This window comes from Rubellimicrobium rubrum, assembly GCF_006152115.1.
Classification (GTDB): domain Bacteria; phylum Pseudomonadota; class Alphaproteobacteria; order Rhodobacterales; family Rhodobacteraceae; genus Rubellimicrobium; species Rubellimicrobium rubrum.
On sequence record NZ_VDFU01000002.1, the window covers coordinates 40,566 to 66,678 of the forward strand.

General features: G+C 68.0%; 19 protein-coding genes. 7 read left to right on the forward strand and 12 right to left on the reverse strand.

Annotated features, from left to right (window positions below; translation table 11 throughout):
* Positions 1–33: 33 nt before the first annotated feature.
* Entirely contained in the window at positions 34–1,008 is a 975-nt protein-coding gene (locus FHG66_RS01955) for a BMP family protein (protein WP_139075013.1), read from the reverse strand.
* 29 nt (positions 1,009–1,037) lie between these two features.
* A complete protein-coding gene (locus FHG66_RS01960) occupies positions 1,038–2,327 on the reverse strand; it encodes an amidohydrolase family protein (protein ID WP_139075014.1) in 1,290 nt (429 codons plus the stop codon).
* Between the two features lie 566 nt (positions 2,328–2,893).
* On the opposite strand from FHG66_RS01960, the gene FHG66_RS01965 reads away from it, so the two are divergent.
* The 4 genes from FHG66_RS01965 to FHG66_RS01975 are packed head-to-tail and all read left to right on the forward strand — an operon-like array spanning position 2,894 to position 7,500.
* Positions 2,894–4,450, forward strand: a complete 1,557-nt coding sequence (locus FHG66_RS01965) for an OpgD/OpgG family glucan biosynthesis protein (RefSeq protein ID WP_139075015.1) — start codon at positions 2,894–2,896, stop codon at positions 4,448–4,450.
* Positions 4,450–4,617 (forward strand): hypothetical protein, encoded by a 168-nt coding sequence (locus tag FHG66_RS21445; protein WP_176556082.1) that lies wholly within the window; start codon positions 4,450–4,452, stop codon positions 4,615–4,617. Before FHG66_RS01965 ends, FHG66_RS21445 begins: the two co-directional genes overlap by 1 nt.
* Before the next feature lie 2 nt (positions 4,618–4,619).
* Positions 4,620–6,308, forward strand: a complete 1,689-nt coding sequence (mdoH, locus tag FHG66_RS01970) for a glucans biosynthesis glucosyltransferase MdoH (protein WP_139075016.1) — start codon at positions 4,620–4,622, stop codon at positions 6,306–6,308.
* A complete protein-coding gene (locus tag FHG66_RS01975; RefSeq protein ID WP_246082429.1) occupies positions 6,301–7,500 on the forward strand; it encodes an OpgC family protein in 1,200 nt (399 codons plus the stop codon). The genes mdoH and FHG66_RS01975 overlap by 8 nt, the downstream gene beginning before the upstream one ends.
* Here FHG66_RS01975 and FHG66_RS01980 read toward each other — a convergent pair.
* Positions 7,491–8,810: an ABC1 kinase family protein gene (locus FHG66_RS01980; protein WP_139075017.1), complete on the reverse strand. Its 1,320-nt coding sequence runs from the start codon at positions 8,808–8,810 to the stop codon at positions 7,491–7,493. The two genes, FHG66_RS01975 and FHG66_RS01980, sit on opposite strands and share 10 nt — an antisense overlap.
* Before the next feature lie 699 nt (positions 8,811–9,509).
* Between FHG66_RS01980 and FHG66_RS01985 the strand changes: the two genes are divergently transcribed.
* Positions 9,510–10,394 carry an alpha/beta hydrolase gene (locus tag FHG66_RS01985; RefSeq protein WP_176556083.1) on the forward strand — a complete coding sequence of 295 codons (885 nt, stop codon included), beginning with the start codon at positions 9,510–9,512 and terminating at the stop codon, positions 10,392–10,394.
* Between the two features lie 154 nt (positions 10,395–10,548).
* Positions 10,549–11,421, forward strand: a complete 873-nt coding sequence (locus FHG66_RS01990; protein WP_176556084.1) for a lysylphosphatidylglycerol synthase domain-containing protein — start codon at positions 10,549–10,551, stop codon at positions 11,419–11,421.
* A gap of 155 nt (positions 11,422–11,576) precedes the next feature.
* Here the strand turns inward: FHG66_RS01990 and FHG66_RS01995 are convergent, their stop codons facing one another.
* The 9 genes from FHG66_RS01995 to FHG66_RS02035 all read right to left on the reverse strand — a co-directional run bounded on the left by FHG66_RS01995 (position 11,577) and on the right by FHG66_RS02035 (position 24,780).
* Entirely contained in the window at positions 11,577–15,575 is a 3,999-nt protein-coding gene (locus FHG66_RS01995; protein WP_139075020.1) for a PAS domain S-box protein, read from the reverse strand.
* Between the two features lie 514 nt (positions 15,576–16,089).
* The gene (locus tag FHG66_RS02000; RefSeq protein WP_139075021.1) at positions 16,090–16,473 is read right to left on the reverse strand and encodes a response regulator; all 384 of its coding nucleotides are present in this window, start codon (positions 16,471–16,473) and stop codon (positions 16,090–16,092) included.
* A gap of 300 nt (positions 16,474–16,773) precedes the next feature.
* Entirely contained in the window at positions 16,774–18,426 is a 1,653-nt protein-coding gene (locus FHG66_RS02005) for a catalase family protein (RefSeq protein ID WP_218013775.1), read from the reverse strand.
* 170 nt (positions 18,427–18,596) lie between these two features.
* A complete protein-coding gene (locus FHG66_RS02010) occupies positions 18,597–19,685 on the reverse strand; it encodes an ABC transporter ATP-binding protein (protein WP_139075022.1) in 1,089 nt (362 codons plus the stop codon).
* Complete coding sequence (locus tag FHG66_RS02015) at positions 19,682–20,512, reverse strand: carbohydrate ABC transporter permease (RefSeq protein WP_139075023.1); 831 nt, start codon at positions 20,510–20,512, stop codon at positions 19,682–19,684. Before FHG66_RS02015 ends, FHG66_RS02010 begins: the two co-directional genes overlap by 4 nt.
* The gene (locus FHG66_RS02020) at positions 20,502–21,404 is read right to left on the reverse strand and encodes a carbohydrate ABC transporter permease (protein ID WP_139075024.1); all 903 of its coding nucleotides are present in this window, start codon (positions 21,402–21,404) and stop codon (positions 20,502–20,504) included. Before FHG66_RS02020 ends, FHG66_RS02015 begins: the two co-directional genes overlap by 11 nt.
* Before the next feature lie 115 nt (positions 21,405–21,519).
* Entirely contained in the window at positions 21,520–22,728 is a 1,209-nt protein-coding gene (locus tag FHG66_RS02025) for an ABC transporter substrate-binding protein (protein ID WP_139075025.1), read from the reverse strand.
* Between the two features lie 70 nt (positions 22,729–22,798).
* A complete protein-coding gene (locus FHG66_RS02030) occupies positions 22,799–23,740 on the reverse strand; it encodes a sugar phosphate isomerase/epimerase family protein (protein ID WP_139075026.1) in 942 nt (313 codons plus the stop codon).
* Positions 23,737–24,780 (reverse strand): Gfo/Idh/MocA family protein, encoded by a 1,044-nt coding sequence (locus FHG66_RS02035; protein WP_139075027.1) that lies wholly within the window; start codon positions 24,778–24,780, stop codon positions 23,737–23,739. The genes FHG66_RS02030 and FHG66_RS02035 overlap by 4 nt, the downstream gene beginning before the upstream one ends.
* A 155-nt stretch (positions 24,781–24,935) precedes the next feature.
* Between FHG66_RS02035 and FHG66_RS02040 the strand changes: the two genes are divergently transcribed.
* A complete protein-coding gene (locus tag FHG66_RS02040; RefSeq protein ID WP_139075028.1) occupies positions 24,936–25,976 on the forward strand; it encodes a LacI family DNA-binding transcriptional regulator in 1,041 nt (346 codons plus the stop codon).
* Positions 25,977–26,113: the final 137 nt, after the last annotated feature.

The following is a 26,113-nucleotide window of genomic DNA, read 5'->3' on the forward strand; positions in this document are numbered from 1 at the left end:
GCCGTAGGGCGGGACCACGCCGGGAGGCCCTGCTCAGGCCGGTTCGCTCGCGTCGATGGGCACCTCGAACGCGCCCGAGACGATCTCTTCGCGTCGGGCTTCCATTGCCGGGATCGCGTCGGCGGGAACCTGGGCAGCATCGAAGGTCAACTCGTTCCCGCCGTGCCGCATGAACGAATACTCTGTGTAGTCGCGGCCCACGGGGTTCCCCGCCTGGATGTCCGCCACGACGGCCTCGACGGTCGGCCCGAAGTTCCAGACGGCGCTGGCGAAGACCGTCTCGGGGTAGCGCGAGGCGTAGTCGGCCAGCGAGCCGATGGCCTTGGCCCCCCGTTCCTGCGCGCCGTCCGCCGTCCCGATCCGTTCGCCGAACAGGATGTCGGCGCCGCCGTCGATCTGGGCGACCGCGGCCTCCTTGGCCTTGGCGGGATCGAAGAAGGCGCCGATGAAGACGTTGGAGAAGGTGGCCTCGGGGTTCACCTCGCGCACGCCCGCGCGGAAGGCGTTGATGAGGAGGTTCACCTCGGGGATCGGATAGGCGCCGACCGAGCCGAAGCGCCCCGTCTGCGAGATGTGGGCCGCGAGCATGCCAGCAAGATAGGCCGCCTCGTGGTTGTAGGTGCCGAAGGTGCCGAAGTTGTCGCCTGCGGGCTGACCCGAGGAGCCCATGAGGAACGCTGTTTCCGGGTAGTCGGCGGCGACCTCGCGGGCCTCGTTCTCGACGGCGTAGGACTCGCCCCACACAAGCTGGGCGCCGGACTCCGCGTATTCGCGCAGGGCGCGCGGGTAGTCGGTCGCGGCGATGCCTTCGGAGAACTCGTAGGAGATGAGGCCCTGCTCGGCCGCCTGCTGGAGCGCGAGGTGGACGCGGCTGTTCCAGGCGTTCTCCACGGGGGAGGCGTGGACCCCAGCGACCCGGACGGGCGTGCCTTGCGCACGCAGCAGCGTGGGCAGCGCCAGCGAGGCGGCGGCGGCCAGGAGGAGGTGACGGCGATTGGTGCGGAGCATCTGGGATCTTCCCTGTCGGTTCTTGTTGTTCAGTCGAGAGCGTCGGGCGCGTAGGCGGCAGCGTCCACGAGCGGGGGCCTTCCCTCGAGCGAGAGGCGGGCGGTGCGGGGTGCGGTCTCGGAGAGGACCCTGCCGTCGCGGATGACGCAAAGCCGCGTGGCCCGGAGGCGCACGGCCTCGATGGAGTCGCGGGCTTGAAGGATCACGAGGCTGGCCGGGCCGCCTTCGCGCAGCGTTGGATCGGGCAGTCCCATGGCCGCCGCGCCGTTCACGGTGACCGCGTCGAAAGCCCACCGCATCGCCTCGCGCGAGGTCATGGGCACGGCGTGCACCCCCATATGCGCAACATCCAGCATGTCGGCCGAGCCCAGAGAATACCACGGGTCCATGCAGCAGTCCTGCCCGAAGGCCAGGTTGACCCCAGCGGCGCGCAGTTCCGGGATGCGGGTCAGGCCGCGGCGGCGGGGGTAGGTGTCGGCACGGCCCTGGAGCGTGATGTTGATCAGCGGATTGGGGACGATGTGGATGCCCGACTCGGCGATCAAGGGGATGAGCTTGGTGGCGTAGTAGTTGTCCATCGAGTGCATGGACGTGCAGTGCGAGCCCACGACGCGACCACCGAGGCCCAGCCGGGTCGCCTCGCTGGCCAGGGTTTCGATGTGACGGGAGAGGGGGTCGTCGCTCTCGTCGCAGTGGAGGTCCACTGGCAGTCCCCGGTCGGCTGCGATGGCGCATAGGCGACGCACCGAGGCTGCCCCATCCTCCATGGTTCGCTCAAAGTGCGGGATGCCGCCCACCACGTCGACACCCATGTCGAGCGCCCGCAGGAGGTTCGCTTCGGCATTGGGGGAGCGATAAAGACCGTCCTGCGGGAATGCCACGAGTTGCAGGTCGATCCAGGGCTTCACGCGGGCGCGGACCTCGATCAGCGCCTCGACGGCGGTCAGGCTGTCGTCGCAGACATCCACATGGGTGCGGATCGCAAGGAGACCCTGCGACACCGCAAGGTCGCAGTAGCGCAAGGCGCGTTCCATCACGGCCTCGGGCGTCAGCATCGGCTTCAGTTCGCCCCAAAGCGCGATCCCCTCGAGCAGCGTGCCCGAGCGGTTCAGGCGGGGAAGACCCAGGGACAGGGTCGCATCCATATGGAAATGCGGATCCACGAAAGGCGGACTGGCCAGCCGTCCCCCTGCATCGATCTCGCGCGCGGCCTGCGCACCCAGCCCAGGCGCGAGGGCCGCGATCCGCCCGCCCACCATGCCGATATCGAGGGGTCCGCGCCCGTCCGGCAGGCGGGCGTTGCGGATGATCAGGTCCATTGCGACATGTCCTTGGCTGTCCCCTGTAGCCCGACGCTATCAAGGGGCTTTCTTTGGTCAAGGCTTGCCGGGGTCGAGGGCCGTTAAGAAACAACACATCACATCTTGGTTTCAGATTCGATCCGACGCGCGCTTCATTTCCGCTCAATCCAGCGGCCAATAAACAATCTCTGGTTGTCCATTCGTGATGCCAGTCAGCGCAGGAAAGAACAGGCTGCCCTGATATGCACCGCTAACCGATCGCATGGACATGCCACCAAGCATGGTTAAGCATCTGTTACTTGAGGCTTTGTCGACGCCCGGAAAGAGAATCAGCCGCACGGAACCACCGTCGTCCGGAGCCTCTATGTCCGCATCCGGTTCATTCCAGTGCATAACCGGCATGCATCCGCCGAATGACTGCTGAAGCGGCGGCAAGCGAATTCCCGCCTCTTTCAACTGTATAGATCGGGCGGAACCGATGTCGAGCTATGGTGTTCCGTCGCAGCCCTCTTGCAGGTGCAGCATTATATAGCAACTGATCCGCGCGGGCGGATTGCGCCCGTCCTGCGACAAACCAGAGATCCATGCGTCTGAATTCCCCACTGACCCCTTCGCGGCGGCACCTTCTTCAGCTTGCGGCGCTGACCGCAGTTCTGCCACGCCTTGTGCGTCCGGCAAAGGCCGAGGAGCGTCAGCCCTTTTCCTTCGACGCCCTTTCCGAGGAGATGCACGCCGCTGCAGGCCAGCCTTGGGCCCCCGCCGAGCCGGCGCAAGCCTGGTGGGGCGATCTCGATTACGACAGCTACCGCCTGATCCGGTTCCGCGACGATCAGGCCCGCTGGCAGGACGGACCGGACGACTGGCGGCTTCTGGCCTTCCACATGGGCTGGCTGTTCCCCGAGCCGGTGCGTCTTTTCGACGTGACCGACGGCAACGTGACCGAACTGGGGTTCTCCACCGACGACTTCGAGTATTTCGGCAACCTGGCCGCAAAGGTTCCCGCCCACGGAGATCTGCCCGGCGTGGCGGGCTTCAAGCTCAACTGGCCGCTGAACCGGCCCGACCGACTCGACGAGGTCGTGTCTTTCGTAGGGGCGAGCTACTTCCGTGCCCTGGGACGCGACAACGTCTACGGCGCCAGCGCGCGCGGCCTCGCTCTCAACACCTGGGTCAAGGGACCCGAGGAGTTTCCGCGCTTTTCCCGGTTCTATGTCGCCCGCAACGGCGACAGCGCCATCGTTCACGCGTGCCTTGAAGGGCCGAGCGTGACCGGAGCCTACCGCTTCGCTATCCGACCCGGCGCGGTGACCGAGATGGACGTGACCGCCCGCCTGTTCTTCCGTGACGCGGTCGAAGAGCTGGGGATCGCGCCGCTCACCTCCATGTTCCTGTTCGCAGGCCAGAACCGCGCTGCCTTCGACGACTACCGGCCCAATGTCCATGACAGCGACGGCCTGCGCATCGTCCGGTCCAACGGCGACCCCGTCTGGCGTCCGCTTGGCAATCCGGAAAAGCTGGCCTCGTCCTACTTCGGCGAGCCGTCGCTTCGCAGCTTTGGCCTTTTCCAGCGCGAGCGCGAGTTCGAAAGCTATGAGGATCCCGGCGCGCGCTACGATCTGCGCCCCTCCATAGAGGTGGTGCCCCAGGGCGACTGGGGCCGGGGCGCCGTTCGTCTGGTCGAGATTCCCTCGGCCCTGGAAGCCAACGACAACATCGTGGCCTTCTGGGTTCCCGAAGGAGCCGTCGCTGCCGGGGATGCCCGGGAGTTCTCCTACACGCTCCGCTGGGGCGAACTGCCGCCCGACTTCGATGGCCCGCTGGCCATGGTCGTCGAGACGCGGGCCGGCGCTGCCGGCGTGGCCGGCATCGCGGCCCTGGAGAATGCGCGCAAGTTTGCCGTGGATTTCCGCGGCGGGCGCCTGGCGTCCCTGCCCGGCGATGCTTCGCTGCAGCCCGTGGTGACGGTGTCCGGAGGGCATGTCGTGTCCTCGGTCCTCGAGCGGCTGCCCGAAAGCAGCGACTGGCGCGTCGTGCTCGATGTCGCGGCCGAGCGCGAGGCCGTGGTGGAGATCACGCTCCACATCGCGGGCTTCGACGAGCGTCTGACCGAGACCTGGGCCTATCAGTGGGTGAATGTCTGATGCTTGACGACAGCAACCTGGCCTATCTTCTGGAGGAGGAGGCGCAGCACGTCGTGCGGCTCCTTCCGCCGGAGGCTCCGCTGGCCATGCCTCCGCAAGTCCTTGAACGCCGGCCCAGCCCGGCGTATCGGGGCTGGCTGACCCTGCTGATCCCCCGCACCCGCTGACCATGGACCGAACTGCTCTCCTGCGCGCCGTGACCTTGGGAACGGCGGCGGCCTTGGCCGTCGTCGCCTTTGGGCTGCTCTTGCGCGGCGAGGGAACCGAAGCCATAAGCCTGATCCAGGCCATCGCAGTGCTGGTCGCAACCTTCTGGCTCGCCTTCGGCACGGTTCTGGTGGTGCTGGGCCTCGTGTCGCGCCCCGCCCCCCGCCCCGAGGCCGATTTTCGGGGACGGGCAGTCCTGCTCATCCCCGTCTACAACGAGAATCCCGCCGACATCTTCGCCCGCATCGCGGCCATGGACTCGGACCTGCATCTAGCTGGGCTTTGGCGGCGTGTCGACATCGCCGTCCTGTCCGACACCCGGAACGAGGATCTGGCCGATCAGGAAGAGCGCCTGTTCCTGCGCCTTCTGGTCGAAACCTCGGGTGAGGGCCGGCTCTTTTACCGGCGCCGCACCAGCAACCGCGGGCGCAAGGCCGGCAACATCGAGGATTTCATCCGCCGTTCGGGCGGGGCCTACGATTATGCGGTGATCCTGGATGCAGACAGCCTGATGACGGCCGATACCATCGGGCGGATGCTGCGCCGGATGGAAGCCGAACCCCGTCTGGGCCTTTTGCAGACAGCCCCATCGATCATCGGGGCGCAGTCGCGCTTCGGGCGGATGATGGCCTTCGCGGGGGCCTTCCACGGCCCGGTCTTCGCGCGGGGATTAGCAAGGCTGCAAGGACGGGCGGGGCCCTTCTGGGGTCACAACGCGGCCGTGCGTGTCCGCGCCTTCGCGGAAAGCTGCGGCCTGCCCGAACTGTCAGGACCACCGCCTTTCGGCGGCCATGTTCTGAGCCACGATTACGTCGAGGCCGCGCTTCTCGCCCGGGCCGGCTGGACCGTGCGGCTCGACCCCGATCTCGGCGGCTCCTACGAAGAAGGCCCCGAGAACATCCTTTCCCATGCCAAGCGCGACAGGCGATGGTGCCAGGGCAACCTTCAGCACCTTCGCATCCTGATGGCTCCCGGGCTCCACCCCTGGAGCCGCTTCGTCTTTGCCCAGGGCATCTTCGCCTATTTCGTGCCGGTGCTGTGGCTCTCCTTCGTGCTGCTCGGTCTCGCCGGGGGCTCGCAGACCCAGGGAACGCTCGGGCTTGCCGTGCTGGTGCTGGTGCTTCTGCTGCTCCCCAAACTCCTGGTCGCCGCAACGGTCGGCGGTCGAGTGGGACGCTTTGGCGGATGGCCCCTGGCACTCGCCTCGGTCGTCGCGGAAACCCTTCAGTCCAGCTTCGTGGCCCCCGTGCTGCTGATGTTCCAGGCCCGCTCGGTTCTTCAGGTGGTGATGGGCCGCGATGGCGGCTGGCCCGCCCAGACCAGGGGGGATGGCGCATTGGGCTGGGCCGACGGCTGGCGGGCGGGGTGGTGGATCACCCTGTGGGGCCTGGGCCTCCTGCTGGCGGCCTGGAGCCTTGCGGTGCATCTCCTCCCCTGGCTGCTGCCCTTGGCGGGGCCGATGGTCCTGGCGCCCCTGATTATCACGTGGACATCGCGGCCCGCGCGATCGCGCCTGTTCACGACCCCCGAAGAACTCTCCGTGCCGACCGTGATCCGACGCGCCGCAACGGAGCGGGCGCGCTGGTCCGCGCCGGATCGTCTCCCATTCCTCCGCTCGACAGCAAAGGCCAAGCGGGCGCATCATGCTTGAGATGGCACCCGAGCATCTGCAGCCCGCCAAGCCGGTCGTGGCCAAGCCCGTCGTCACCGAGCCAGCCACTCGCCTGCGCACGCCTCGCGACCCAAGGCTGGACGTGCTGCGCGGGGCGGCCCTGGTCACGATCTTTGTCGATCACGTCCCCGGCAACGCCTACGAGGCGCTGACCCTGCGGAACTGGGGGTTCTCGGACGCGGCCGAGGCCTTTGTCTTGATGTCCGGCGTATCGGCGGGTCTGGCCTACGGCCCTGCGTTCCGGCCCGGAGGCGACGCCTGGAGCGGCCTTGCCAGGGTCTGGAACCGGGTCTGGACGCTGTACCTCGTGCACCTGCTCGTGACCGCGATGGCGTTCGCCATCGCCGCGGGCCTGGCGTTGTGGGCGGGCATCCCCGGCCTTCTGCACCTGAACGGGATCGACTCGATCTACCTTTACCCTCTCGAAACCATGGTGGCGCTTCCCCTGCTGTTCGACCAGTTGGGCTATGCCAACATCCTGCCGCTCTACTGCTCGCTGCTGATGGTCGCGCCGTTCCTTCTTTGGGCGGCCTGGCGCTGGCCGCTGGCGCTCCTGCTGGGATCCGTGGCGCTCTGGTTCGTGTCGGGCCAACTGCAGCTGAACGTGCCGACCTGGCCCGTGGCGCGCGGCTGGCAGTTCTCACCCTTTTCCTGGCAGATCCTTTTCGTGCTGGGACTGTTCACCGGAATCCGCCTCAAGGAAGGACGCCGCTTCGTCCCGCTCCGGGGATGGCTGGTCGCCTTGGCCTCCGGCTTCCTGATCCTGTCCCTGGCGTGGCGGCTCATCACTCCGGTCGCGGATGTGATGAACCATGGGCTGTGGCTCCTGAACCAGGCAGGCGTGCCCTGGGTTCTGACCTCCTTTCAAAAGGTCTGGGAAACCGCCCCGCGCCTGCTGCATATCCTCGCGCTGGCCTATGTGGTCTCGGCCCTGCCGGTCGTGCGGCGAGCTTGCGCGTCGCCTTGGGCCGCACCCCTGGGCCTTTTGGGGCGCTACTCCCTGCCCGTCTTTGCGCTGGGTTCCATCCTGGCGTTCCTGTTCCAAGGCATCAAGACCGAGACGGGCGAGAACCTGCTGCTCGACTCGGGGATGCTGGGGGCCGGACTTCTCCTGCAGTTCGGCCTTGCTTCGGCCAAGGATCGCTGGCCGTCGCGTCCGTCTCAGAGATAGGGCGTGACGAGCCTGCGCAGGTCCACACGCGCCTGCAGACGCGCCGCCAGCAGATAAAGCCCACCGAGCTTGCGCTGTACGAACAGAGTCTCGGGCGGGGGCGCGCGCCAGGTATCGCGATCTTGGACCAGCGCCATTCCGCGTTGGCGCAGGGTCGCGAGCAGGTCGCTCCGCCCAAAGTCGAACGGCCCTTCGTGCAACATCGCACCGGACGCCAAGTCGAACAGCGCAAGAGCTTCTGCCTGAACCGCAGCCGGGGTGCGGGCGTCCAGCGCACCAAACGACTCCAGGGCGGCCAGGGCAGCCGGGCGGTCCCGGTTGAACGCCGCGCGCAGGATCGCCCGGTAGCGGGCAACGATTGCAGGCGGCACTTCGCGCGTCGCCCCGAAGTCGAGCAGCACGATCCGGCCCTGCCCTGCATCCCACCGGTAGTTGGCAAGGTTCGGGTCGGTCTGCATCCAGCCCCATTCGAACATCTCGCGCATCCCAAGCTCCAGCAGGCGTGACGCAACGCCGTCGCGAAGGTCCTGCAGCCCCGCCCCCACAGCTTCCAGCGGCTCGCCCGCCTCATGGGACATCGCCAGCACGCGGGCGGAGGACAGGTCGGCAACGACATCGGGCACGCGAAACCCCGGATCGTCACGGAGAAGGCCCGAGAATCGGTTGATATGCCCCGCTTCGCGCAGGTAATCCGCCTCTTCGTGCAGCTGCCGCTTCGCTTCGGCCAGAAGTGGTGCCACGTCAAAGCCTTCGGGCACCAAACCCGACAGGCGCAGAAGGCTGGCCACGTTATCCACGTCGCTGTCGATGCTGCGAGCCACCCCGGGATACTGAACCTTGATGGCCAGTTCGCGCCCATCCCGCAGGCGGGCGCGGTGGACCTGCCCGATGGAGGCCGCGGCCATGGGCTGCGTCGTGAAGTCAACGAAGCGTCCCCGCCAACCCGGCCCCCATTCGGCGTCGAGGACCTGTCCCAACTGGCGGGGCGGCATGGGTCGGGCGTCGGCGCGCAGCCGGCCCATGACCTCGGCCATTTCGGGCGGCAGGAGATCGCCCGCATCCATTGACAGAAGTTGCCCCATCTTCATGGCGGCGCCGCGCATCTCGGAGAGCCGTTCCGTGATGCGCAGGACGTTGCCGGGGCTGAAGACAAGGCCGGGCAGGCTCGGGCGCTCGCCCTGCGCCAGTTGCCGGGCCCCCTGCGCCAGCGCCCCGCCCGCCACCCCCGCCGCCAGACCTCCAAGGCGGGCCAGACGCGCGAACCGTCCTGACGGGACGGGAAGACCCTTGAGCGGAACCTGGGGCGGCATGGTGGGTGTCCTCCGACTGACGTCACTGGGCGGGTGCGGACGCCCCGTCGCCACCTAGCCGCCCGGCTCGCTCCGGCGAGCGTGTTCGGTGCCCCGTTCAAGCAACCTTGACCAAGGCTTCAAGGCTACACTCCCTGCGGCCCAACGCTCGCCGCAGTCTAACGAATAGCCGGGCACGCCGACAGGCCCAACGCCTCGGGCCCGTCGGAACAGGGAGAAGAAAAAGCGCCAGGATGGAACGCACATGCCCTGCCAGTGTTGCATCACTGAGGGCTGGTCGCGGTCCTTTCCCCTGAAAGCCTCCAGGCTCGAGCCGAGTCCTGACGCTGGCAGCGACCTGGCCCCCGCGCGCCCTTGAAAGAGAGGGAAGCGCGGGGGCCACGGTATTCCCCGGCCCTGCTCCTCCGGGACGTACGCATGATCCCTGTGCCGGAGACGGCAACCGGTCTGCTGCACCGACGTCAGTGCGACAAAGCCCCCTCATCCCGAAGCCGACAGATATCGGCCAGCGACGAAGCAGGGATCGAGCTGGGCTTGACGGAGCCCGGCGTTCACCTTGGCGGCAGAACGATGCTTGTTCGATTGTCCCGATGCGCTCATCCTTGGGGCCATGTCCAAAGGTGCACCGTGGCTCCGCTGACGTCCACCCTCTGGCGCCCAAACGGCGCGCCTGCTCCCGATGACCAGGCAAGCCTTGTCATGCGGATCACGGAAGGCGTGCTGCGGCTCCGGGGTCACCGCCTGTCGGACCGGGTGCCTTCGCGATCCAAGCGTGCCGAGGCTGGACCATCCCCCTGGATGCGGGCCCGTTATGACGTCTCGCGCCATGAAATCCAAGGGCGAGCCGTCGTAACCGTCCGGCCCCGGACCGGCCGGGCATCCTCGCACATCCTGTATCTCCATGGTGGCGCCTACAGTCGACCACTGATCCGCCCCCACTGGTGGGTCGTGGACCGGCTGATCCGGGCCACGGGCAGTGCCGTTTCCGTTCCCCACTATCCGCTTGCGCCAGAAAGCGACCATCGGGAGGCTTACCGGTTCCTGCTCGCGACCTATGCCGAGATGCTCCGGACAAAGCCGGACGCCAGACCCATCCTGGCCGGGGATTCGGCGGGTGGCGGGCTGGCCCTCGGGTTGGCTCTCAAGCTCCGTGACACGGGCCAGCCGCTTCCGAGCCGCCTCATCCTTTTCTCCCCGTGGCTCGACCTGACGCTCACGGACCCTGCGGTCCGGGACGTCGAGCCTATGGATGCGATGCTCCGGATCGAGACGCTGCGCCAGGACGGCGAGCGTTGGGCCAATGGCGCGGACCCGAGCTCACCATACCTCAGCCCCCTGCATGCGGACCTGCAGGGTCTGCCGCCCATCCAGCTTTTCCAGGGCTCCCGCGACCTCCTTGCCGTGGATGCCCGCAGCTTTGCGTACCGCGCCGAAGTGGCCGGCCATCCGATCGATTACGTCGAGGTGCCGGGCGGCATCCACATCTACATGGCCGCCACTTGGACGCCCGAGTCACGGGCCGCCTTCCGGCGAATCGGAACTGCGATCCAGGAGAGCGCGACCCTTGAGCCGATGGTCCGGTAAACGGGGCATCAACCACGGGCCCCGATGCCGGTCTTGGGACGGTCGGTCTTAAGACCCTGTCAACGCCGACGAGGGAGTGTGATGGGCGTCCGTCGGCCCAGGGGTTTCCTTCGTGTTCACGATCTCGCGCCACCGGCGCCGTCAAGTTTCGTTCGTGGCCCGACTTGCCATCCCTGTCGCGGTCCTGGCCGTGCTCGTCTGGCTTGGGGGCGAGCAGGTCATGCAGATCAACGTCATGGACCTGTCGGACAGCCTGCGCGATCTCTCGGCCGCACAATGGCTTTGCAGCTTGGCGGCGACGCTGGCAGCCTACATCGCGGCAGCCGCCCAGGAGCGGGCGGTGATGGCGCATCTTGAGCTCCGACCCGAGCCGCGGCGCGCCTTCGGTGCTGCCATGGCTGCGGCCGCGGTGGCGCAGACGGTCGGCTTCGGCCCTGTGGTGGGCGCGATCGTCCGCAAGCGCCTTCTGCCCTGCCTGTCCCTGCCGCAGTCCTTCGCGGTCTCGGCAGGGATCACGCTGGCCTTCTTCGCAGGGTTGGCGCTTTTGGCCTTGGGCGCGGTCGCGTTCGGCCCAGAAACGGGCACGCGCGGGGAAGCGCGGGCGGCCCTTGTCGCGGTGGCCCTCATCGGAGCGGGTCTGTGCGCCCTCCCTGCCCGAACGATGTTCGGCCTGCGCAAGCCGGGCGGCTCCACGGTCATGCGCTTGGCGGCATGGATCTTCGTAGACTGCCTCGCCTTGTGTCTGGCGTTCTGGAGCCTTCTGCCCTCGGCGGTCCGCCCGGATTTCCTCGTTCTCCTGCCAACCTTCCTCCTGGGCCTTGGGGCGGGGCTGGCCTCGGGCTCGCCGGCAGGCGTGGGCCCCTTCGAAGCAGCCATGGCACTTCACCTGCCGGGTCTGGACGCGCATGACCTCCTGGCCAGCCTTCTGGCCTTCCGCTTCGTGGCCTACGCCCTTCCGGCGCTCTGCGGCGGCGTCTGGGCCCTGCTGGGGCCGTCGCTTCTGACGCGCGAGCCCAAGCTGGCCTGATCCGTCGCCGGCGGATGCCCGCGACGCGCGTGGCAAGTGCCGCACCTCGTCGTCCGGACTACTGTGATCGCTGGCTAGGGCCTACGTCCGATGAACGCCTCGACAACCGCCCGAGGGCCGGGGTCGCAGAAATGCCGAATGAGTCTCAGGTCGCATCAGTCCCCTTGATCCTGGCGCAAGCGCCGATCATCGAGATGGACGACATTGGCCGCCCGGCTCAGCATCTCGGCCAAGCGGATGGCCAGATCGGCTTGGCGGAACGGCTTGTGGAGCAGCGGCAAGCCTTGGACCTCGGCCTCGTGGAGGCTTGTGTACCCCGAGATGAGCAACACCGGCAGACCCGGCCGCCTCGCCTGGATCTCGCGGGCCAAGTCGGCCCCTTTGAGGCCCGGCATCATGTGGTCGGTGATCACGGCATCCACCCCCGGACCGGTCCGAAGCAGGTCGAGCGCTTGGTGGCCGGTGGCCGCCTCGATGACGTCATGCCCAAGATCAGACAGCATGTTCGCGGTGCCGGAGCGCACCAGATCCTCGTCGTCTACAAGGAGGATCCGTGCGGAGAGGGTTCGCGGAACCGCCGGAGACTGGCCGTCCCCTGCGGCCACGGGCTGGATGCCATCGGTGGCGACGGGCAGCCAGATCTCCGCCCGTGTCCCGCGTCCGGGCACGCTCGACAGGATGAAGGCCCCGCCCAGCTGGGCCGCGAGGCCATGGACCATCGATAGCCCAAGGCCGGTGCCCTTGCCGGTGCCCTTGGTCGTGAAGAACGGCTCCGTCGCGCGGCGGAGCGTCTCGGCGTCCATGCCGGTTCCCGTGTCCGACACCACAAGATGCACATAACGGCCGGCCCCGAGCCCTGGCACCTGTCCCGCCTTCGTCTCCTGCTCGTCCACCGCGATGGAAAGAGTTCCTCCGTCCGGCATGGCGTCCCGGGCGTTCACGCACAGGTTCAGGAGGGCGAGTTCCATCTGCGCCGCGTCGGCCCTGGCCGGAGGCAGGGCCAAGGGGATATCGAGCGCGACCTGGATGTTCGACCCGATGGACCGGGTGATCAGGTCGGCCATGCCATGCACAAGGGAGCCGATGCTGACAGGGCGTACCTCGAGGGTCTGACGACGGGCAAAGGTCAGCAGACGTGAAACGAGGACGGTCGCCCGCTCGGCTGCCTGAAGGGCGCCGTCGATGAGCCTGAGGTTGCGCTCGTCTCCAGACAGGCGGCGCTTGAGGATATCGAGGCCCCCCACGATGGGCGTGAGAAGGTTGTTGAAGTCGTGCGCGACCCCACCCGTAAGCTGACCCACCGTTTCCATCTTCTGCATCTCGTGGATCTGGGCCTGCGCCGCCTTGAATTCGGTGATGTCGCGCGCCTCTGCGATGAGTTGGATGATCCGGCCGGCGGCGTCGCGGATGGGTGTCACCGACAGATCCGTGGTGATGCGGCCTCCGGGCTCGAGGGCGGTCGTCAGTTCCACCCGCATGATCCGGCCCTGAACCGCTCCGTCGATGAGGGCCCGCACCCTGGTCCGCAGTTCCTCGTCGGGCGGGAACGTGTCCCAGAACAGCTGCCCGACGACCTGCTCGCGCGTGGCCTGATGCCGGTCGAGCGCGCTGCGGTTGAATTCGAGCACCCGCCCCTGGCCGTCGAGAAGGGCCATGAGTTGAAGCGACGAGTCGAAGATGCCCCGGAACCGCGCGCTGGTCTCGGCCAACTGGCTGTTCGCGTCCTGCAACTCGGCGGTCCGGGCGGCCACGCGGTCTTCCAACTCTGCATTGGCACGCGCCAGTTCGGTCTCGAGCCGCCCTCGGGCGATCGCCGCCGCGACCAGGTCGCAGACCGTCTGCATGAGTTCGATCTCGTCGTCTCCGAAGCGGGGCCGAGACGTGGAGATGAGGGCGATGGTTCCAATGAGTTCATCGCCCGCAAGCACGGGAAAGCCGGCATAGGCCATGGCCCCCAGCGCCTGGATCCCGGTCGCATCGGGACGGGACCCGGCTGGAACATCCTCGATGACCAGCGGTGTCCGCGTCCGAGCGACGGTGCCGCACAGCCCCTCACCGAACCGAAGCGTGGCAAAGCGTTCCTGCGTGGCGCCATCGAGGCCCTGGCTCGAGGCGAGATGCATCGTGCCGGGTTCGGGGCCGACCAGGAAGTTCAGGAACAGCTCGACATTCGACGTCTGTGCCAGTCCTGCGAAAACCTCGCCCAGCCACTCGGTCGAATTCGCCCAGTCCTTGTCCAGGACAAGGTGGGAGGCGAGACCGGCCAGATAGGCCAGCCGGTCGGCCTGCTGGCGCAGCCGAACCTCGGCGGTCTTACGCTCCGTGATATCGGCGTTCATGCCGATCCAGCACTTGACCCGACCTTCCCCGTCCAGGAGCGGAACGGCGCGGGCGTGGACCCATCGCCAGACTCCGTCATGGAGGCGCAGGCGGTACTGATTGTCGTAGACGACCCTATCGGTCAGGCTGGCCTTCCATAGCGCGGCAGTCCGCTCGCGATCGTCCGGGTGAATGACCGCCAGCCAGTCCCCGCCCAACCAGTCCTCGAGCGTTTGGCCCGTGAAGCTCCGCCACGAAGGGGAGTCCTCGACGACCAACCCCTCGGCGTTCATCGTCCAGACCACTTCGCTCGATGCTTCGACCAGGCCGCGAAAGCGCTCTTCGCTCTCGCGGTGGTGCTGCTCGGCCTGGGCGCGGTCGGTGATGTCGAAGGACAGGCCGCAGAGCAGGTCCCCCTCGGCTCCGGCATCGTGGAGGGGGAACTTGACCGTATGGAACAGACGCCGTCCCGCCGACGTGGCCACCCACTCCTCGAACTCGGCGGATTGGCCCGACTCCAGGATGGCGGCGTTCTCGGCCTCGACCTGATCCGCGGCCTCCGAAGGCCAGAGCTCGCTCAGGCGACGGCCCAGCACCTCTTGACGCCCGCGGCCGATCAGCTGCTCGGTGACCTCGTTGAGAACGCGGTAGCGTCCGTCCCGGTCATGCGCGTAGATCGCTGCGGGCGCGTGCTCGAGAAGGTTGTCGATGAGCGCCCGCGACCGGCGCGAGGCGGTGACGGCGTCGAACAGGGCCTGCCGCAGATCGCGCACCTCGCGAGGGTCATCAGCCGAAAGCCTCGGGGGGCTGCCGTCGGTGAGGACCGCAACCTCCTTGGCGAGTCGGGCCAAGGGGCGGGTGAGCAGGCCAGCCGCAAGCCAAGCCAGGGCCGCCATGAAGGCCGTGAGGCCCAAACCCCATCCAAGCACCTCGCGACGCAGTTGGGTAACCGGCGCCAGCGCCGAGGCCGCGTCCCTCGCGACAAGGACGGTCCAGCCAAGGCCGGGGTAATCCTGATACCCTTGCGTCGACGCGATCCCCACGAAGCGCTCGCCGTCCGGCATCTCGTCGAGCCGCCACTGTCGCGGTCCGGCCACGCCCTGCAGGTCCACAGGGGTGTCCTCCGCGACAGGTGGGGGCCCCAGCAACACCTGCCCCTCACGTGAAACGATCGAGATGTCGGCGCCTTCCGCGTCCACGGGGAGCATGCTCCTGAGAGAGCGTTCCACCTCGGCCGCCCAGTCCCAGTAGAGATGGGCCGCCAGGACGCCCGTCACCGTGCCATCCTCAGCCCGGAGCGGCGTTGCCACGTCCACGAACCGAAGTGGCTCGCCCCCGTCGCCCAGGTAGCGTTCCAGAAGCTTGGCTTCGTGCACATCCTGGACGGTGGGACCTTGGAGGCCTGCGTGGAACCAAGGGCGGCTTCGGACATCCTCTCCCACGAGAAGTCCGTCCGTCGCCGCGACCACCCGTCCCTCCGTGTCGGCGATCCCGATCCAGGCGTAATCGCGGAGCGTGGTCTTCAGGGCATCCAAGGCTGCCTGACGGTCGGCCTGGTCAGCGTCGGGCTGGCGGACCTGATCGAGGGAGGCCAGCACCTGGACATCGCGCCATCGCGCGAACATTCCGCGATCGAGTTCCCCCGCCATGAAGCCGGCGGCGGCCGCGACCTCTCCCCCGATCTGGGCCTCGAGCCTCCGGCTCGCCGCCTGGGTGACGACGCCGGTCGCGAGGACGGTTCCCAGCATCCCCACGGCGCCCAGAGCCAGGGCCGCCGCACTGCGCATGGAGATCGGACGGCTGGAAAGCCAAGACCCTGAAAACTTCCGGTACACGTGACTGCCCCTGACGTCGCTCAACCATTGGCAGAGCCCTGGCAAGGTTTACCACGCTTTCGCCACACTCCAACTACTTACGGCTGGCGGGCCTGCGAATTCGGACGTGACGCTCGCCAAGGGCCGTTGCATGAACTTCAGGACTGTGCCTGACGCTCCGAGCCCGCTTGCCCTGCGGCCAAGACACACCGATGCTGCTCGGGCCGCCGTCGATTTTATCGGGGTGCTGACGATCACCTGGCCCGGGACATCCAACCCCCCGCCCGGATCGGCAGCCCCGCTTCGCGGTCGTCGATCACGGTCGCGCTCACAGTCTGACCAGCCGTTCTCCGGAGTGGGGCGCTCCGGCGGCCGGTCAAGTCGGGCCGTGAGCCGTTCGGGCCAGCGAACAGCGCCTTCACGATGGAGCAGCACCGTGCCGGCACCCGCCTAGCCAGTTCCCTGCGGGCAGGGCTGCGCCTGATCCAGTTCGACCAGGAGCAGCTTGGGGAGGGCCGAGGGAGTCCGGCTCAGGTCATCTCCCCAGCATCTGCAGGGCCTGCCCCAACTCGATGGGCTTCTCGGCTCGGGGCACGTCCGCGTAGTCGTCCGGAATGGCCCAGGGCTCGTAGCCCGTGGCGAACAGGAAGGGGATGCCGCTGGCGCGCAGGACTTCGGCCACAGGGTAGCTCATCTCGCCTTGCAGGTTGATGTCGAGGATGGCCATGGACGGAGCCGGGCCGCGTCCCAGCAGGTCCAGGGCTTCGGCCACTGTGGACACCGGTCCCACCACCGCCGCGCCCCGGCGTTCCAGGTCCGCGCGAAGGTCCTGGGCCAGCATGTATTCGTCCTCGACCACCAGAACGCGTTCTCCCCGCAGCGAGGATGCGGCACCATCGAACCGGGATCTCTCGGGCATTGCGCTCCCCTTGGGCAGTCCGGCAGCCTCGCCCATCACAAACGAGACCCGCAAGGCACTACTTCAACTCACGCAAGCCGGGACCGGTTCACGCCCGATCGCCCCGCCCAGCCGGTCGCCCAGTCGAGCATATCGGGACGGTGCGGCATCGGCGCCCTGCGGAGCACCACAGGCTGCCATTCCTTCGGTCGAGGAGTACCGGGGATGAGGTCTTCGATACCCAACGCTTGACAGGTCGCAAGCGCGCCAGCCGAGTTCGCGACCTGACGACCCGGGTCCGCGGCCTTCCGGATGCTTCGATCACAACCGCGCCGCGATGCGATCGGCCGCAACGGCTGTGGCGACTCCGAAGGCGCCATGCAGGAGGGCGTGCTGGGCCAGGCTCGACGGCGCATCGCGCCAGGGCTTGGGCGTCATGCCCAGGCTCGGCCCGACGACGCCATAGGCGATGGCCCAGAACCCGAGCCCGAAAGCCAATCCGGCGCCGAGGGACGAGCCTCCGCCTCGGTGGACCGCTCCATATCCCGCACCGGCGAGAGCGGACAGCGCCAGATGACCGCCATGGGCAAGCGCCTCCTCGGTTGCGGTGCCGGGCTGGTCCGGACCTTGGTCCCGGTGCAGCGTCCGACGCCCGAGCGTCACCAGTTCCGAAGCCTGCCCTTGCGCCGCTCCCATGCCCGCGATGACCCCCGACAGGAGAACCCCCGCCGCAAGGCCCCCGGCCGCCCCGGCAACCACGTGGCGCATGGTTTCGTTCATGGGCTGCCCGATCCGTCCGACCCGCGCGTCCGGGGTGCCGGGACGGCGGCCCTCACGGCCCGGAGCCGTCCCGTAGACCGTGGCCGGCGCTTGGGCGAGGCGCAGGTCCAGCGAGGGCTCGGCGATGGGGCAGCGATTTCGCTGTCCCCGGAACGCCGCCGCCTCCTGATAGGCCGCCTTGCGCACCCGGTTGATCCCCCCGAGCGGCTGGTGCGCGACCAGCCCGTGCCAAGGGCTGAACGCCAGGGCGTCATCAACCTGCCGCGCCCGTTCCTCGCTCCAGGCGGGCTGCCGCGGCGCGGTGATCCGGGCCACGGCGACGTAGGGGCTGCTTTCCTCGGACCATGGAACCGAGGCATCCTCGATGGGCATCGCTCCGGGATCGGTGCGAAGCTGGACGCGGAGTTCCCATTCGGCGTCATGCTCTTGCAGGAACGCGACCACCGCCTCGCGCAGGCCGTTCGGACGGCCGCGAACCTCGACCGGTCGGCCACTCAGAGACGCGAGGTCGCGCGAAACCGGCGCCAGCGACAGCTTGGCCACATAGCGACCATGGCGGTACGGCGTCTGGCTGTAGAATGTTTCGCCCAGGGGATGGGTAGTCGGCTGGCCGCCCATGTTCGTCAGGAGCGGGCTCTTGCCGCCCATGGCCTCGACCGCTGCCTCTGCGCCACGCAGAGTGGCGGAGAAGGCCTTCTTCCATGCCTGCCCCGTATCCGTCGTGGCCGCCAGAAGCGAAAGGTTCGACGCGAAGGCCTTGGGGTCGGGCGCGGCAAAGGCAGGAGCGTTCGCCATCACGAAGTCCTGGATGCGGTGGCCTTCGGAGCCGGGCAAGCGTTCGCCTTCGACTCCGATGACCTTGATCGCCAGCCCCCGTGGAGCCGACACGCTGTCATCGAGCATGTCGCCGGGATTGGTCGAAAGGCGCAGAACCACCGGATAGGTGCCCGGCCGGGTGAACATTCCCTGCGCCAGTTCCTCGGGCAGGTCGTCGAGCACGCGCAGGTCACCCTCGATCAAGCCGTGGCTCTTGGCATGAACGCTGCGCACGGCATGGCCGTAGTCGGTGAACGTCGTCTCTTGGATCCGTCGGAGGGACGCGTTCAGGGCGGAGCCGGTGTCGGCCTCGTCCGGGGCCGGTGATTCCAGGGAAGCGTCGAACGGGTCCGGCGAGGGCGGCGCATCCAGTGTCATGACGGGCTCCGGGGGCTTGCATGGCGGGTCCTGCTGCGAACCCCGGCGAGCGAACCGCAGTTCCATGGGAAGGGCCAACCGCCACGACCCACGCAATCCCCGGTCGTCCAGCGCTCCGCGTCTATGTGAAGATCACGAGGTCGGCCCCGGTTCTGCCTGGGCCGAGAGCGTCACCCCATACGATCAAGCGCGAGGCCCGTGTCGGAATGGAACAGGTGGACGCAGGCCGGATCGATGGCGACCGCGAACATGCCGTCCCTGAGCCCGGCCAGCCGTTCCGTCGCGGCGATCAGGATCGAGGGTTCCGTGTCGCTCACCACATAGCTGGCCGAGCCGGTCCTCTCGACCAAGGCCACGGGCAGCTCCAGCCGGTTTCCGCCCGCTTGGTCACCACCGACAGGCGTCAGGTGCTCGGGGCGCAGCCCCACCACGACCACCTCCCCTGGAGGACGCCGACCGGTAAACGCCAACGCAGGCTCGCCAGGCAGGGCCAGTCGGACATGCCGCCCGTCCTCCGTCACCAGTCCTTCGACAAAATTCATCGCGGGCGAGCCGATGAAGCCCGCCACGAAGCGGTTCACGGGCCGATCGTAAAGTTCCAGCGGCGCGCCCTGCTGCTCGATCCGGCCCGCGCGCATGACGACGACATGGTCGGCCATGGTCATGGCCTCGATCTGGTCGTGGGTCACATAGACCGAGGTCGCGCCGATCCGGTTGTGCAGCTTGCGGATCTCGGAGCGCATATGGACCCGGAGCGCGGCGTCGAGGTTGGACAGCGGCTCGTCGAACAGGAAGGCCGCGGGGGAGCGCACGATGGCGCGCCCCATGGCGACCCGCTGGCGCTGGCCGCCCGACAACTCGCGCGGGTAGCGGTGCATGAGGTCGGACAGGCCGGTGATGGCGGCGATCTCCTCGGCGCGCGCCCGCGCCTGGGCCCGCGACATGCCCTTGAGCCGCAGCGAATACATCAGGTTCCCGGCCACGGTCATGTGCGGGTAGAGCGCGTAGGACTGGAACACCATCGCGATGTCGCGTTCGCGTGGGGGGACCGAGGAAACGTCGCGCCCCGCGATGCGGATGCGTCCCTCGCTGATGGTCTCCAGCCCCGCGATGGTCCGCAGGAGCGTGGACTTGCCGCAGCCTGACGGCCCGACAAGGGCCACGAACTGCCCGGTGGGGATGCGGACATCCACGTCGCGGAGCGCGTGATACGCCCCATAGTGCTTGTCCACGCCTTCGATCTCGATCTGGTAGGTCATTTGAGGGCCCCCGATGTCAGCCCGCTGACGATCTGCCGCTGGAGCAGCACGAAGAAGAGCAGGATCGGCGTCACGTAGATCGCCGCGTAGGTCATCACCCCCTGCCAGTCCGAGGTGTTCGGCCCCATGAAGCTCTGGAGCCCCACGGTCGCGGGCTGGAAGGCGCGCTCCTGGATCAGGCTGCGCGAGTAGACGTACTCCCCGAGCGCCTGGAGCATGATGAGCACCGCCGCCACAAGGATACCGTTGCGCGCCAGGGGCACGTTGATCTTGAGGAAGGCGCCGAGGCGCGAGTTGCCGTCCACCAGCGCCGCCTCCTCCAGCTCGCGCGGGACCTGGAGGAAGGTGGCGCGGACCAGCACGACGTAGAAGGGCAGGAGCTTGGCCACCTGAGCGAGGATCACGGACAGGCGGGGATATTCGAGCAGGCCGAACTGGCTGAAGGCCACGAAGATGGGCGTGATCATCAGGCTCGACGGCAGGACCTGCATCATCAGGATCAGGAATAGCGCCACGTCCATCCACAGGCCGCGGACCCGCGCCAGCGCATAGCCGCAGCCGGTGCCCAGCAGGACGACGACCGCCGTGGTTCCCAGCGCGATGATCAGGGAGTTCCAAAGGAAGGTGCCCATGCGGAGCCGTTCCCAGACCTCGACCACCGCCACGTCCGGGGTTTCGGGCCAGAAGCGCGGCGGCCAGGCCGAGATCTCGGTCCCCGTCTTCAGGGCCGTGACGTACATCCAGTAGAGCGGGAAGAGGTAGAGCCCCACCAGCACCAGCGCGATGGCCAGAAGCCCGGCCCGGGCAAAGCGGTCGTCACGCAACATGCTCGTGCCTCGTGGATCGGACATAGACGACGGCGACCAGCACCACGAGAAGGATCATCAGCACCGACACGGCCGATCCCTGCCCGATGCGGTAGTCGGTGAAGCTCAGCTCCCAGGACCAGTACTGGAGCACGTTGGAGCCGTTCGCCGGGCCCCCTTGCGTGAGCGCCGCGAACAGGTCGAACTGCTGGAGCGTGAAGATGATGCCCAGCGACAGCACCGCGCCGATCTGCGCCCGCATCAGCGGCAGCGTGATCGTCAGGAACCGCCGGACGCGCCCCGCGCCATCGAGCTCGGCCGCCTCGTAGACGTCCTCGGGGATCGCCGAGAGGCCCACCGACAGCAGGATCATGTTGAAGGGCACGCCCAGCCAGACATTCGCGATAATGACGGCATAAAGCGCGGTGTCCGGGCTCGACAGCCAGAAGACCCGCCCGTCGGTGATCCCCAGCGTCATCAGCCCCCAGTTCAGCACGCCGAAGTCGCCCGACAGGATAAAGCTCCACACCGCGCCGACCACGAGGCCCGGCATGATCCAGCCCGCCAGGAACAGCCCCCGCAGCCAGGTCGCTCCGGGGAACGACTGCTGGAAGAACAGCGCGAGCGCGAAGCCGATCACCAGCTGCGCGGCGACGGAGACCGCCACGAAGATGGCGGTGTTGGTCGCGATGAGCCCGAACACGCGGTGTCCGGTGACGTCGGCATAGTTCTCCAGACCCACCCAAGGCCGGTCGAAGCTGCCCAGGGTGAACAGGTCCACCTCCTGGAAGGACATGATCAGGTTGTAGACCAGAGGAAAGGCCGAAAAGACGAGCAGGAAGCCGAGCGTCAGGCCGACCAGGAGCCGGTCGAAGCCGCGCCCGTCCCGGAAGCTCGATCTGGAGGAGGTCATGGCATGTCCGGGGGCAGCAGGGGAACCGGACGCGGTGGGAGAGGACCGCGTCCGGCGGCCGCCCCGGGACGGCGGCGCCTCGGGGCCGCCCGGGACTGCGCGCGAGGGCATGGGGTCAGTTCCCCAGCACGTCGTCGATTTCGGCCTGGGCCTCGGCCAGGGCCTCCTCGGCGGTGGCCTGCCCGGTCAGCGTGGACTGGATCGCCGTCTGGATCGCGCCCGAGACCTGGGGCCAGTCCGACTCGGGGCCGCGGTTGCGGGCGTACTTCATCGACTCCTCGAAGACCGCATAGGCCTCGGGGTACTTGGGATCGGTCACTTCGACGGCGCTGGCCGGCAGGTAGCCGAAGTCGTTCCAGACCCGGTCCATGTCGCCGTACAGGAACTCAAGGAAGGCAAAGGCCTCATCGGGGGTGTCGGTGTTGGCCAGGATGACGTTGTCCCCCTCGCCCAGCGCCGAGGCCCGCTCGGCCCCGTCCTCCGGAACGGGCAGCAGCGCCACGCGCCATTCGAACTGGGCTTCCTCGCTCATGCGCGGGATCTCCCACGGGCCCGAGATCGCCATGGCGGCGTTGCCCGCGTTGAAGGTGCCCGTGCTGTCCCACTGGCTGCGGATCAGCGTGTCGGGGCTGGCGATGCCTTCGTCGATGAACTGCTTCCAAAGGTTCAGCGCCCGGGCCGCGCCTTCGGTGTTGATGTTGTTGTAGTCGCCCCCGGTCATCTGCAGCCAGGGCAGGAACTGGAAGGTCCCCTCCTCCGTCCCGACCGCCGAGAAGGCGAGGCCGTAGACGTTGCTCTCCGGGTCGGTCAGGGCCTTGGCGGTCTCGTAGAGCTCGTCCCAGGTCGCGGGCGGGTCGTCGGGGTTCAGGCCGGCTTCGCGGAACTTGTCGGCGTTGTAGTAGAGGGCGATGGTATTGGCGCCGCGGGGCAGGCCGTAGATGCCGCCCTCATAGGTGACCGAGGCCAGCGGGCCGGGATAGATGTCCTCGACCTTCACCACCTCGGACGCCTCGATGTAGGGCGTGAGGTCCAGGAGCATGCCCCTGGAGGCGAAGAGCGCCACTTCGGGGTTGTCGATGTAGGTGATGTCCGGAGCGTCCCCCGTCGCGATCGACCGGGCGAGGTCGTTCACCATGTCCTCGAACTGCACCGTCCGGACGTTGATCGTCACGTTCGGGTTCGCGGCCATGTATTCCTCGGCCATGACGTAGTGGTACTCGCCCGGGTCGTCGATGGTCCACAGGTCCAGCGTCACCTGCTCCTGCGCCAGGGCCGGGGTCGCCAGGATGACGGCCGAGCCGGCCAGCATCGCCTTGATGGTCATGGGTTCAGTCTCCTCCACTGATGCTTGGTCTGTCCCCGCCGCCGGTCTTGGTCGCCGGCCAAGGGGTCGTTCACTGGGCCGCGATGGCCGGATCGCCCCCCTCGTAGGCGCCGCTGGCGTTCACATGGACCGCCCCTCCCCGCGCCTGCTTGAGATGCCGGAGCGCCGCCATCTGGCCGGTCATCTCCAGCTCGTCCCGGTAGACGGGATCGTGCCAGCCCTCGATGTCGATCGAGCCCTGGTAACCCGCGAGCCGCAGCTCGCTGATCACGTCGGTCCAGTTGCTGTCGCCGAACCCCGGCGTGCGCATGAACACGAAGGGCTCGCGGCCAAAGATCCCGTGCTCGCGGATGACATGCCACCGGACGGTCGCGTCCTTGCCGTGGACGTGGAAGATCTTGGACGCCCACTTCCGGATCTGCGGCAGGGGATCGATGAGGTACACGAGCTGGTGGCAGGGCTCCCATTCAAGGCCCAGGTTCTCGTCCGGGGTTTCGTTGAACATCAGATCCCAGGCGTCGGGGTTGTGGGCGATGTTCCAGTCCCCCGTCTGCCAGTTGCCGTCCATCGCGCAGTTCTCGAAGGCGATGCGGACGCCCTTGTCGGCGGCGCGCCGGGCCAGGTCGGACCAGACCTCGCGGTAGCGCGGCAGGCTGTCGGGCAGCGACTTGCCCCGGACGCGGCCGGTGAAGCCCGCCACGCAGGTCGCGCCGAAGTGGTGGGCGTTGTCGATGCAGTCCTTCCAGCCCTGGAGCGTCTCGCGGTCCATGGGCTGATCCTCGAGCGGGTTGCCGAACATTCCCAGGGTCGAGATGGTGATGTCCCGGTCGCCGATGGCGTCGCGGCAGCGCTTGCCCAGCTCGGCCAGGTCCTGCCCCCGCGTGGTCTGCCAGAAGAAGGGCTCGAAGCTTTCGAAGCCCATGTCGGCGATCTCGGCGATCCGGGTGGCAGCCTGACCGCCCGTGGCCTGGATCATGGTGCCGATGCGGATGGTCTTGAGCGGGTCCGTCATGCGGCCTCCTTCAGCGTTTCGATGGCGACGCGCCGGCTGGTCTCGGCGCTCTCGATGGCGCCCAGCACCATGGCCAGACTGCGGATGTTATCGGTGCCGGGGGTCAGTGGCTTGCGACCCAGACGGACGGCCTCCACGAAATCGTGGATGACGCCGGCGTGCCCTTCGGTCAGGGCCTCGGATAGCGGAGGCACCTCCACCTCCTCCACGGCGCGCAGGAAGCCTTCGTTCTCGGCGACACGCTCGGCCCGGAAGCCCTCGTTCCCGTCCCAGAGCAGGGTGCCCCGCGTGCCGATCACGCGCCAGGAGGCCTCCCAGGCCGTGCGGAGGCCCTCGGCGCACCACGAGCCCCGGTAGGTCATGGTCGCACCGCTGGTCAGGTCGAACAGGGCGTCGGCCGTGGCTCCGTGCGCGTACCAAGAGCCCTTGGGGTTCACCTCCCGGCAGTAGACCCCGGTCGCATCGAGCCCCGTCAGGTAGCGGGCCGCGTCGAATGTGTGGATCGCCATGTCGAGCAGGAGCACATGCTCCATCGCGTCGCGGAAGCCGCCAAAATGGGCCCCAATGAAGAAGTCGCAATGCACGGCCGTGAGATCGCCCAGAGCACCGGAGGCAAGGAGGCTTCGGGCACGGCGGATGCCGGGCAGCCAACGCCGGTTCTGGACGATCCCGTGCAGCCGCCCCGCCGCCTGGGCCAGGTCGATCAGCCGCTCGGCCTCGGCCAGCGAGGTCGCCATCGGCTTTTCGGACAGGACGTGGCAGCCGTGGTTCAGGGCGGTCTCGACCACGCCGCGCCGCGCCGGGGGCACCACGATGTCGAAGACGAGGTCAGGCCTCAGCTCGGCCAGCATCGCCCCGAGATCACGGCCGGCCTGCGCCTGGGTCCAGCCGTACTCGTCCGCGCGGGTCCGGGCCAGGCCCGGATCGAGGTCCACGAACCCGACCATCTCCACGGTCCGGGACAGCGTCTCGGTGTCACGTATCGCCCGGAGCCAGCCATTGGACATGGCTCCGCAGCCCACCATCACGGCGCGCAGCATCGACGGAAGCTCCTCCCCAGAAGCCCGGACCAGCATGTTTGCAGCCCGGCCGTAAACGTTTACGAGGCTAGAAGGCGACCGGCCGATCTGTCAACATCTATTTCGGAAACGTTTACGGCAGGGCTGTCCTGTCCGCCGCGCGACAGAAGGGGCTCATGACCGGCATTCGACAACTGGCCAGCCGGCTCGACATCTCCATTGGAACGGTGTCCCGCGCGCTGAACGACCGCCCCGGTGTCAACGCCGAGACGCGGGCCCGTGTCCTGCAGATGGCGGACGAGATCGGCTACTTCGCCAACGCCTCGGGCCGATCGCTGCGCCGGGGTTCGACCGGCGCAATCGGGGTGGTGATCGAAACCGGAAGTCCGTCCGCTTTGGGTGGGGACAACTTCTTCTTCGCCCTGCTCGATGCCATGCAGGAGGTCCTGACCGAACAGGATTACGATCTGGTTCTGCTGCCCACCCGGCACGCGGCCGATCCCCTCGACTCCTTTCGGCGGATGATCCGTCGGGGGATGGTCGATGCCATCGTGCTGACAGCGACGCGCCGCAACGACCCCAGGATCGAACTCCTGCTCGGCTCGAAGGTGCCGTTCCTGACGCTGGGACGCTCCGAGACGCCTGGGGACTACTCCTGGATCGACCTGGATTTCGAACGAGTGGCGCGCACTTCGGTCGATCGCCTGGTGGCCCTCGGTCATCGGCGGATCGCGGTGGTGACCCCCACCGGCGATGCGAACCTGGCCTTTCTTTATGCCGACGCCGCCGTCCGCGCGCTTGCCGAACATGGCATCGACGGCCCACCCGACCTGATCCTTCGGGCCGAGCCCAGCGAAGGCGGCGGAGTCATGGTGGCGCGGGATCTGCTGACCCGGCCGGAAAGGCCCACGGCCATCATGTGCTGCTCCGAGCCGATGACGACCGGCCTGTACTCGGAGTTTCTGCAAGCGGGACTGCGGATCGGTCGGGACATGTCGGTCATCGGCTTCCGGGACAATCCCCACTGCCGCTACCTGTCGCCCGCGCCGACCTGCTTTGCCCTCGCGTTGGACGAACTTGGCCAGCATGTCGCGAACGCGATCGCCAGCATCGCCGCCAAGGATCGGACTGCCGCTCCGCGCATCCGCACCATCTGGCCCATGGAGTTCCGGGAAACAGCCTCCATCGGCCCGCCACGGTCTCCGGATCGGAGTTGAAGGTCCGGGCATCGGCATTCACCTTCGGGGGCCTCGAAGGACCGCCCTGCGGGCGTCGGCCTCCGTGACCGGTCCGGCCATAGCCAAGCTGGGCGATCACCGCTCCTGAGCGCCCCGGCAGGGGCGACCAAGCGTCG

Excerpts from the sequence above, each read along its gene's own strand:
- FHG66_RS01955 (WP_139075013.1), bottom strand. The coding sequence starts at position 1,008 with ATGCTCCGCACCAATCGCCGTCACCTCCTCCTGGCCGCCGCCGCCTCG.
- FHG66_RS01980 (WP_139075017.1), bottom strand. The coding sequence starts at position 8,810 with ATGCCGCCCCAGGTTCCGCTCAAGGGTCTTCCCGTCCCGTCAGGACGG.
- FHG66_RS02020 (WP_139075024.1), bottom strand. The coding sequence starts at position 21,404 with ATGACCTCCTCCAGATCGAGCTTCCGGGACGGGCGCGGCTTCGACCGG.
- FHG66_RS01965 (WP_139075015.1), top strand. The coding sequence starts at position 2,894 with ATGCGTCTGAATTCCCCACTGACCCCTTCGCGGCGGCACCTTCTTCAG.
- FHG66_RS02000 (WP_139075021.1), bottom strand. The coding sequence starts at position 16,473 with ATGCCCGAGAGATCCCGGTTCGATGGTGCCGCATCCTCGCTGCGGGGA.
- FHG66_RS02030 (WP_139075026.1), bottom strand. The coding sequence starts at position 23,740 with ATGACGGACCCGCTCAAGACCATCCGCATCGGCACCATGATCCAGGCC.
- FHG66_RS02015 (WP_139075023.1), bottom strand. The coding sequence starts at position 20,512 with ATGTTGCGTGACGACCGCTTTGCCCGGGCCGGGCTTCTGGCCATCGCG.
- FHG66_RS02035 (WP_139075027.1), bottom strand. The coding sequence starts at position 24,780 with ATGCTGCGCGCCGTGATGGTGGGCTGCGGAGCCATGTCCAATGGCTGG.
- FHG66_RS02040 (WP_139075028.1), top strand. The coding sequence starts at position 24,936 with ATGACCGGCATTCGACAACTGGCCAGCCGGCTCGACATCTCCATTGGA.
- FHG66_RS01985 (WP_176556083.1), top strand. The coding sequence starts at position 9,510 with ATGCGGATCACGGAAGGCGTGCTGCGGCTCCGGGGTCACCGCCTGTCG.
- FHG66_RS01975 (WP_246082429.1), top strand. The coding sequence starts at position 6,301 with ATGCTTGAGATGGCACCCGAGCATCTGCAGCCCGCCAAGCCGGTCGTG.
- FHG66_RS21445 (WP_176556082.1), top strand. The coding sequence starts at position 4,450 with ATGCTTGACGACAGCAACCTGGCCTATCTTCTGGAGGAGGAGGCGCAG.
- FHG66_RS02025 (WP_139075025.1), bottom strand. The coding sequence starts at position 22,728 with ATGACCATCAAGGCGATGCTGGCCGGCTCGGCCGTCATCCTGGCGACC.
- FHG66_RS02010 (WP_139075022.1), bottom strand. The coding sequence starts at position 19,685 with ATGACCTACCAGATCGAGATCGAAGGCGTGGACAAGCACTATGGGGCG.
- mdoH (WP_139075016.1), top strand. The coding sequence starts at position 4,620 with ATGGACCGAACTGCTCTCCTGCGCGCCGTGACCTTGGGAACGGCGGCG.
- FHG66_RS01960 (WP_139075014.1), bottom strand. The coding sequence starts at position 2,327 with ATGGACCTGATCATCCGCAACGCCCGCCTGCCGGACGGGCGCGGACCC.
- FHG66_RS02005 (WP_218013775.1), bottom strand. The coding sequence starts at position 18,426 with ATGACACTGGATGCGCCGCCCTCGCCGGACCCGTTCGACGCTTCCCTG.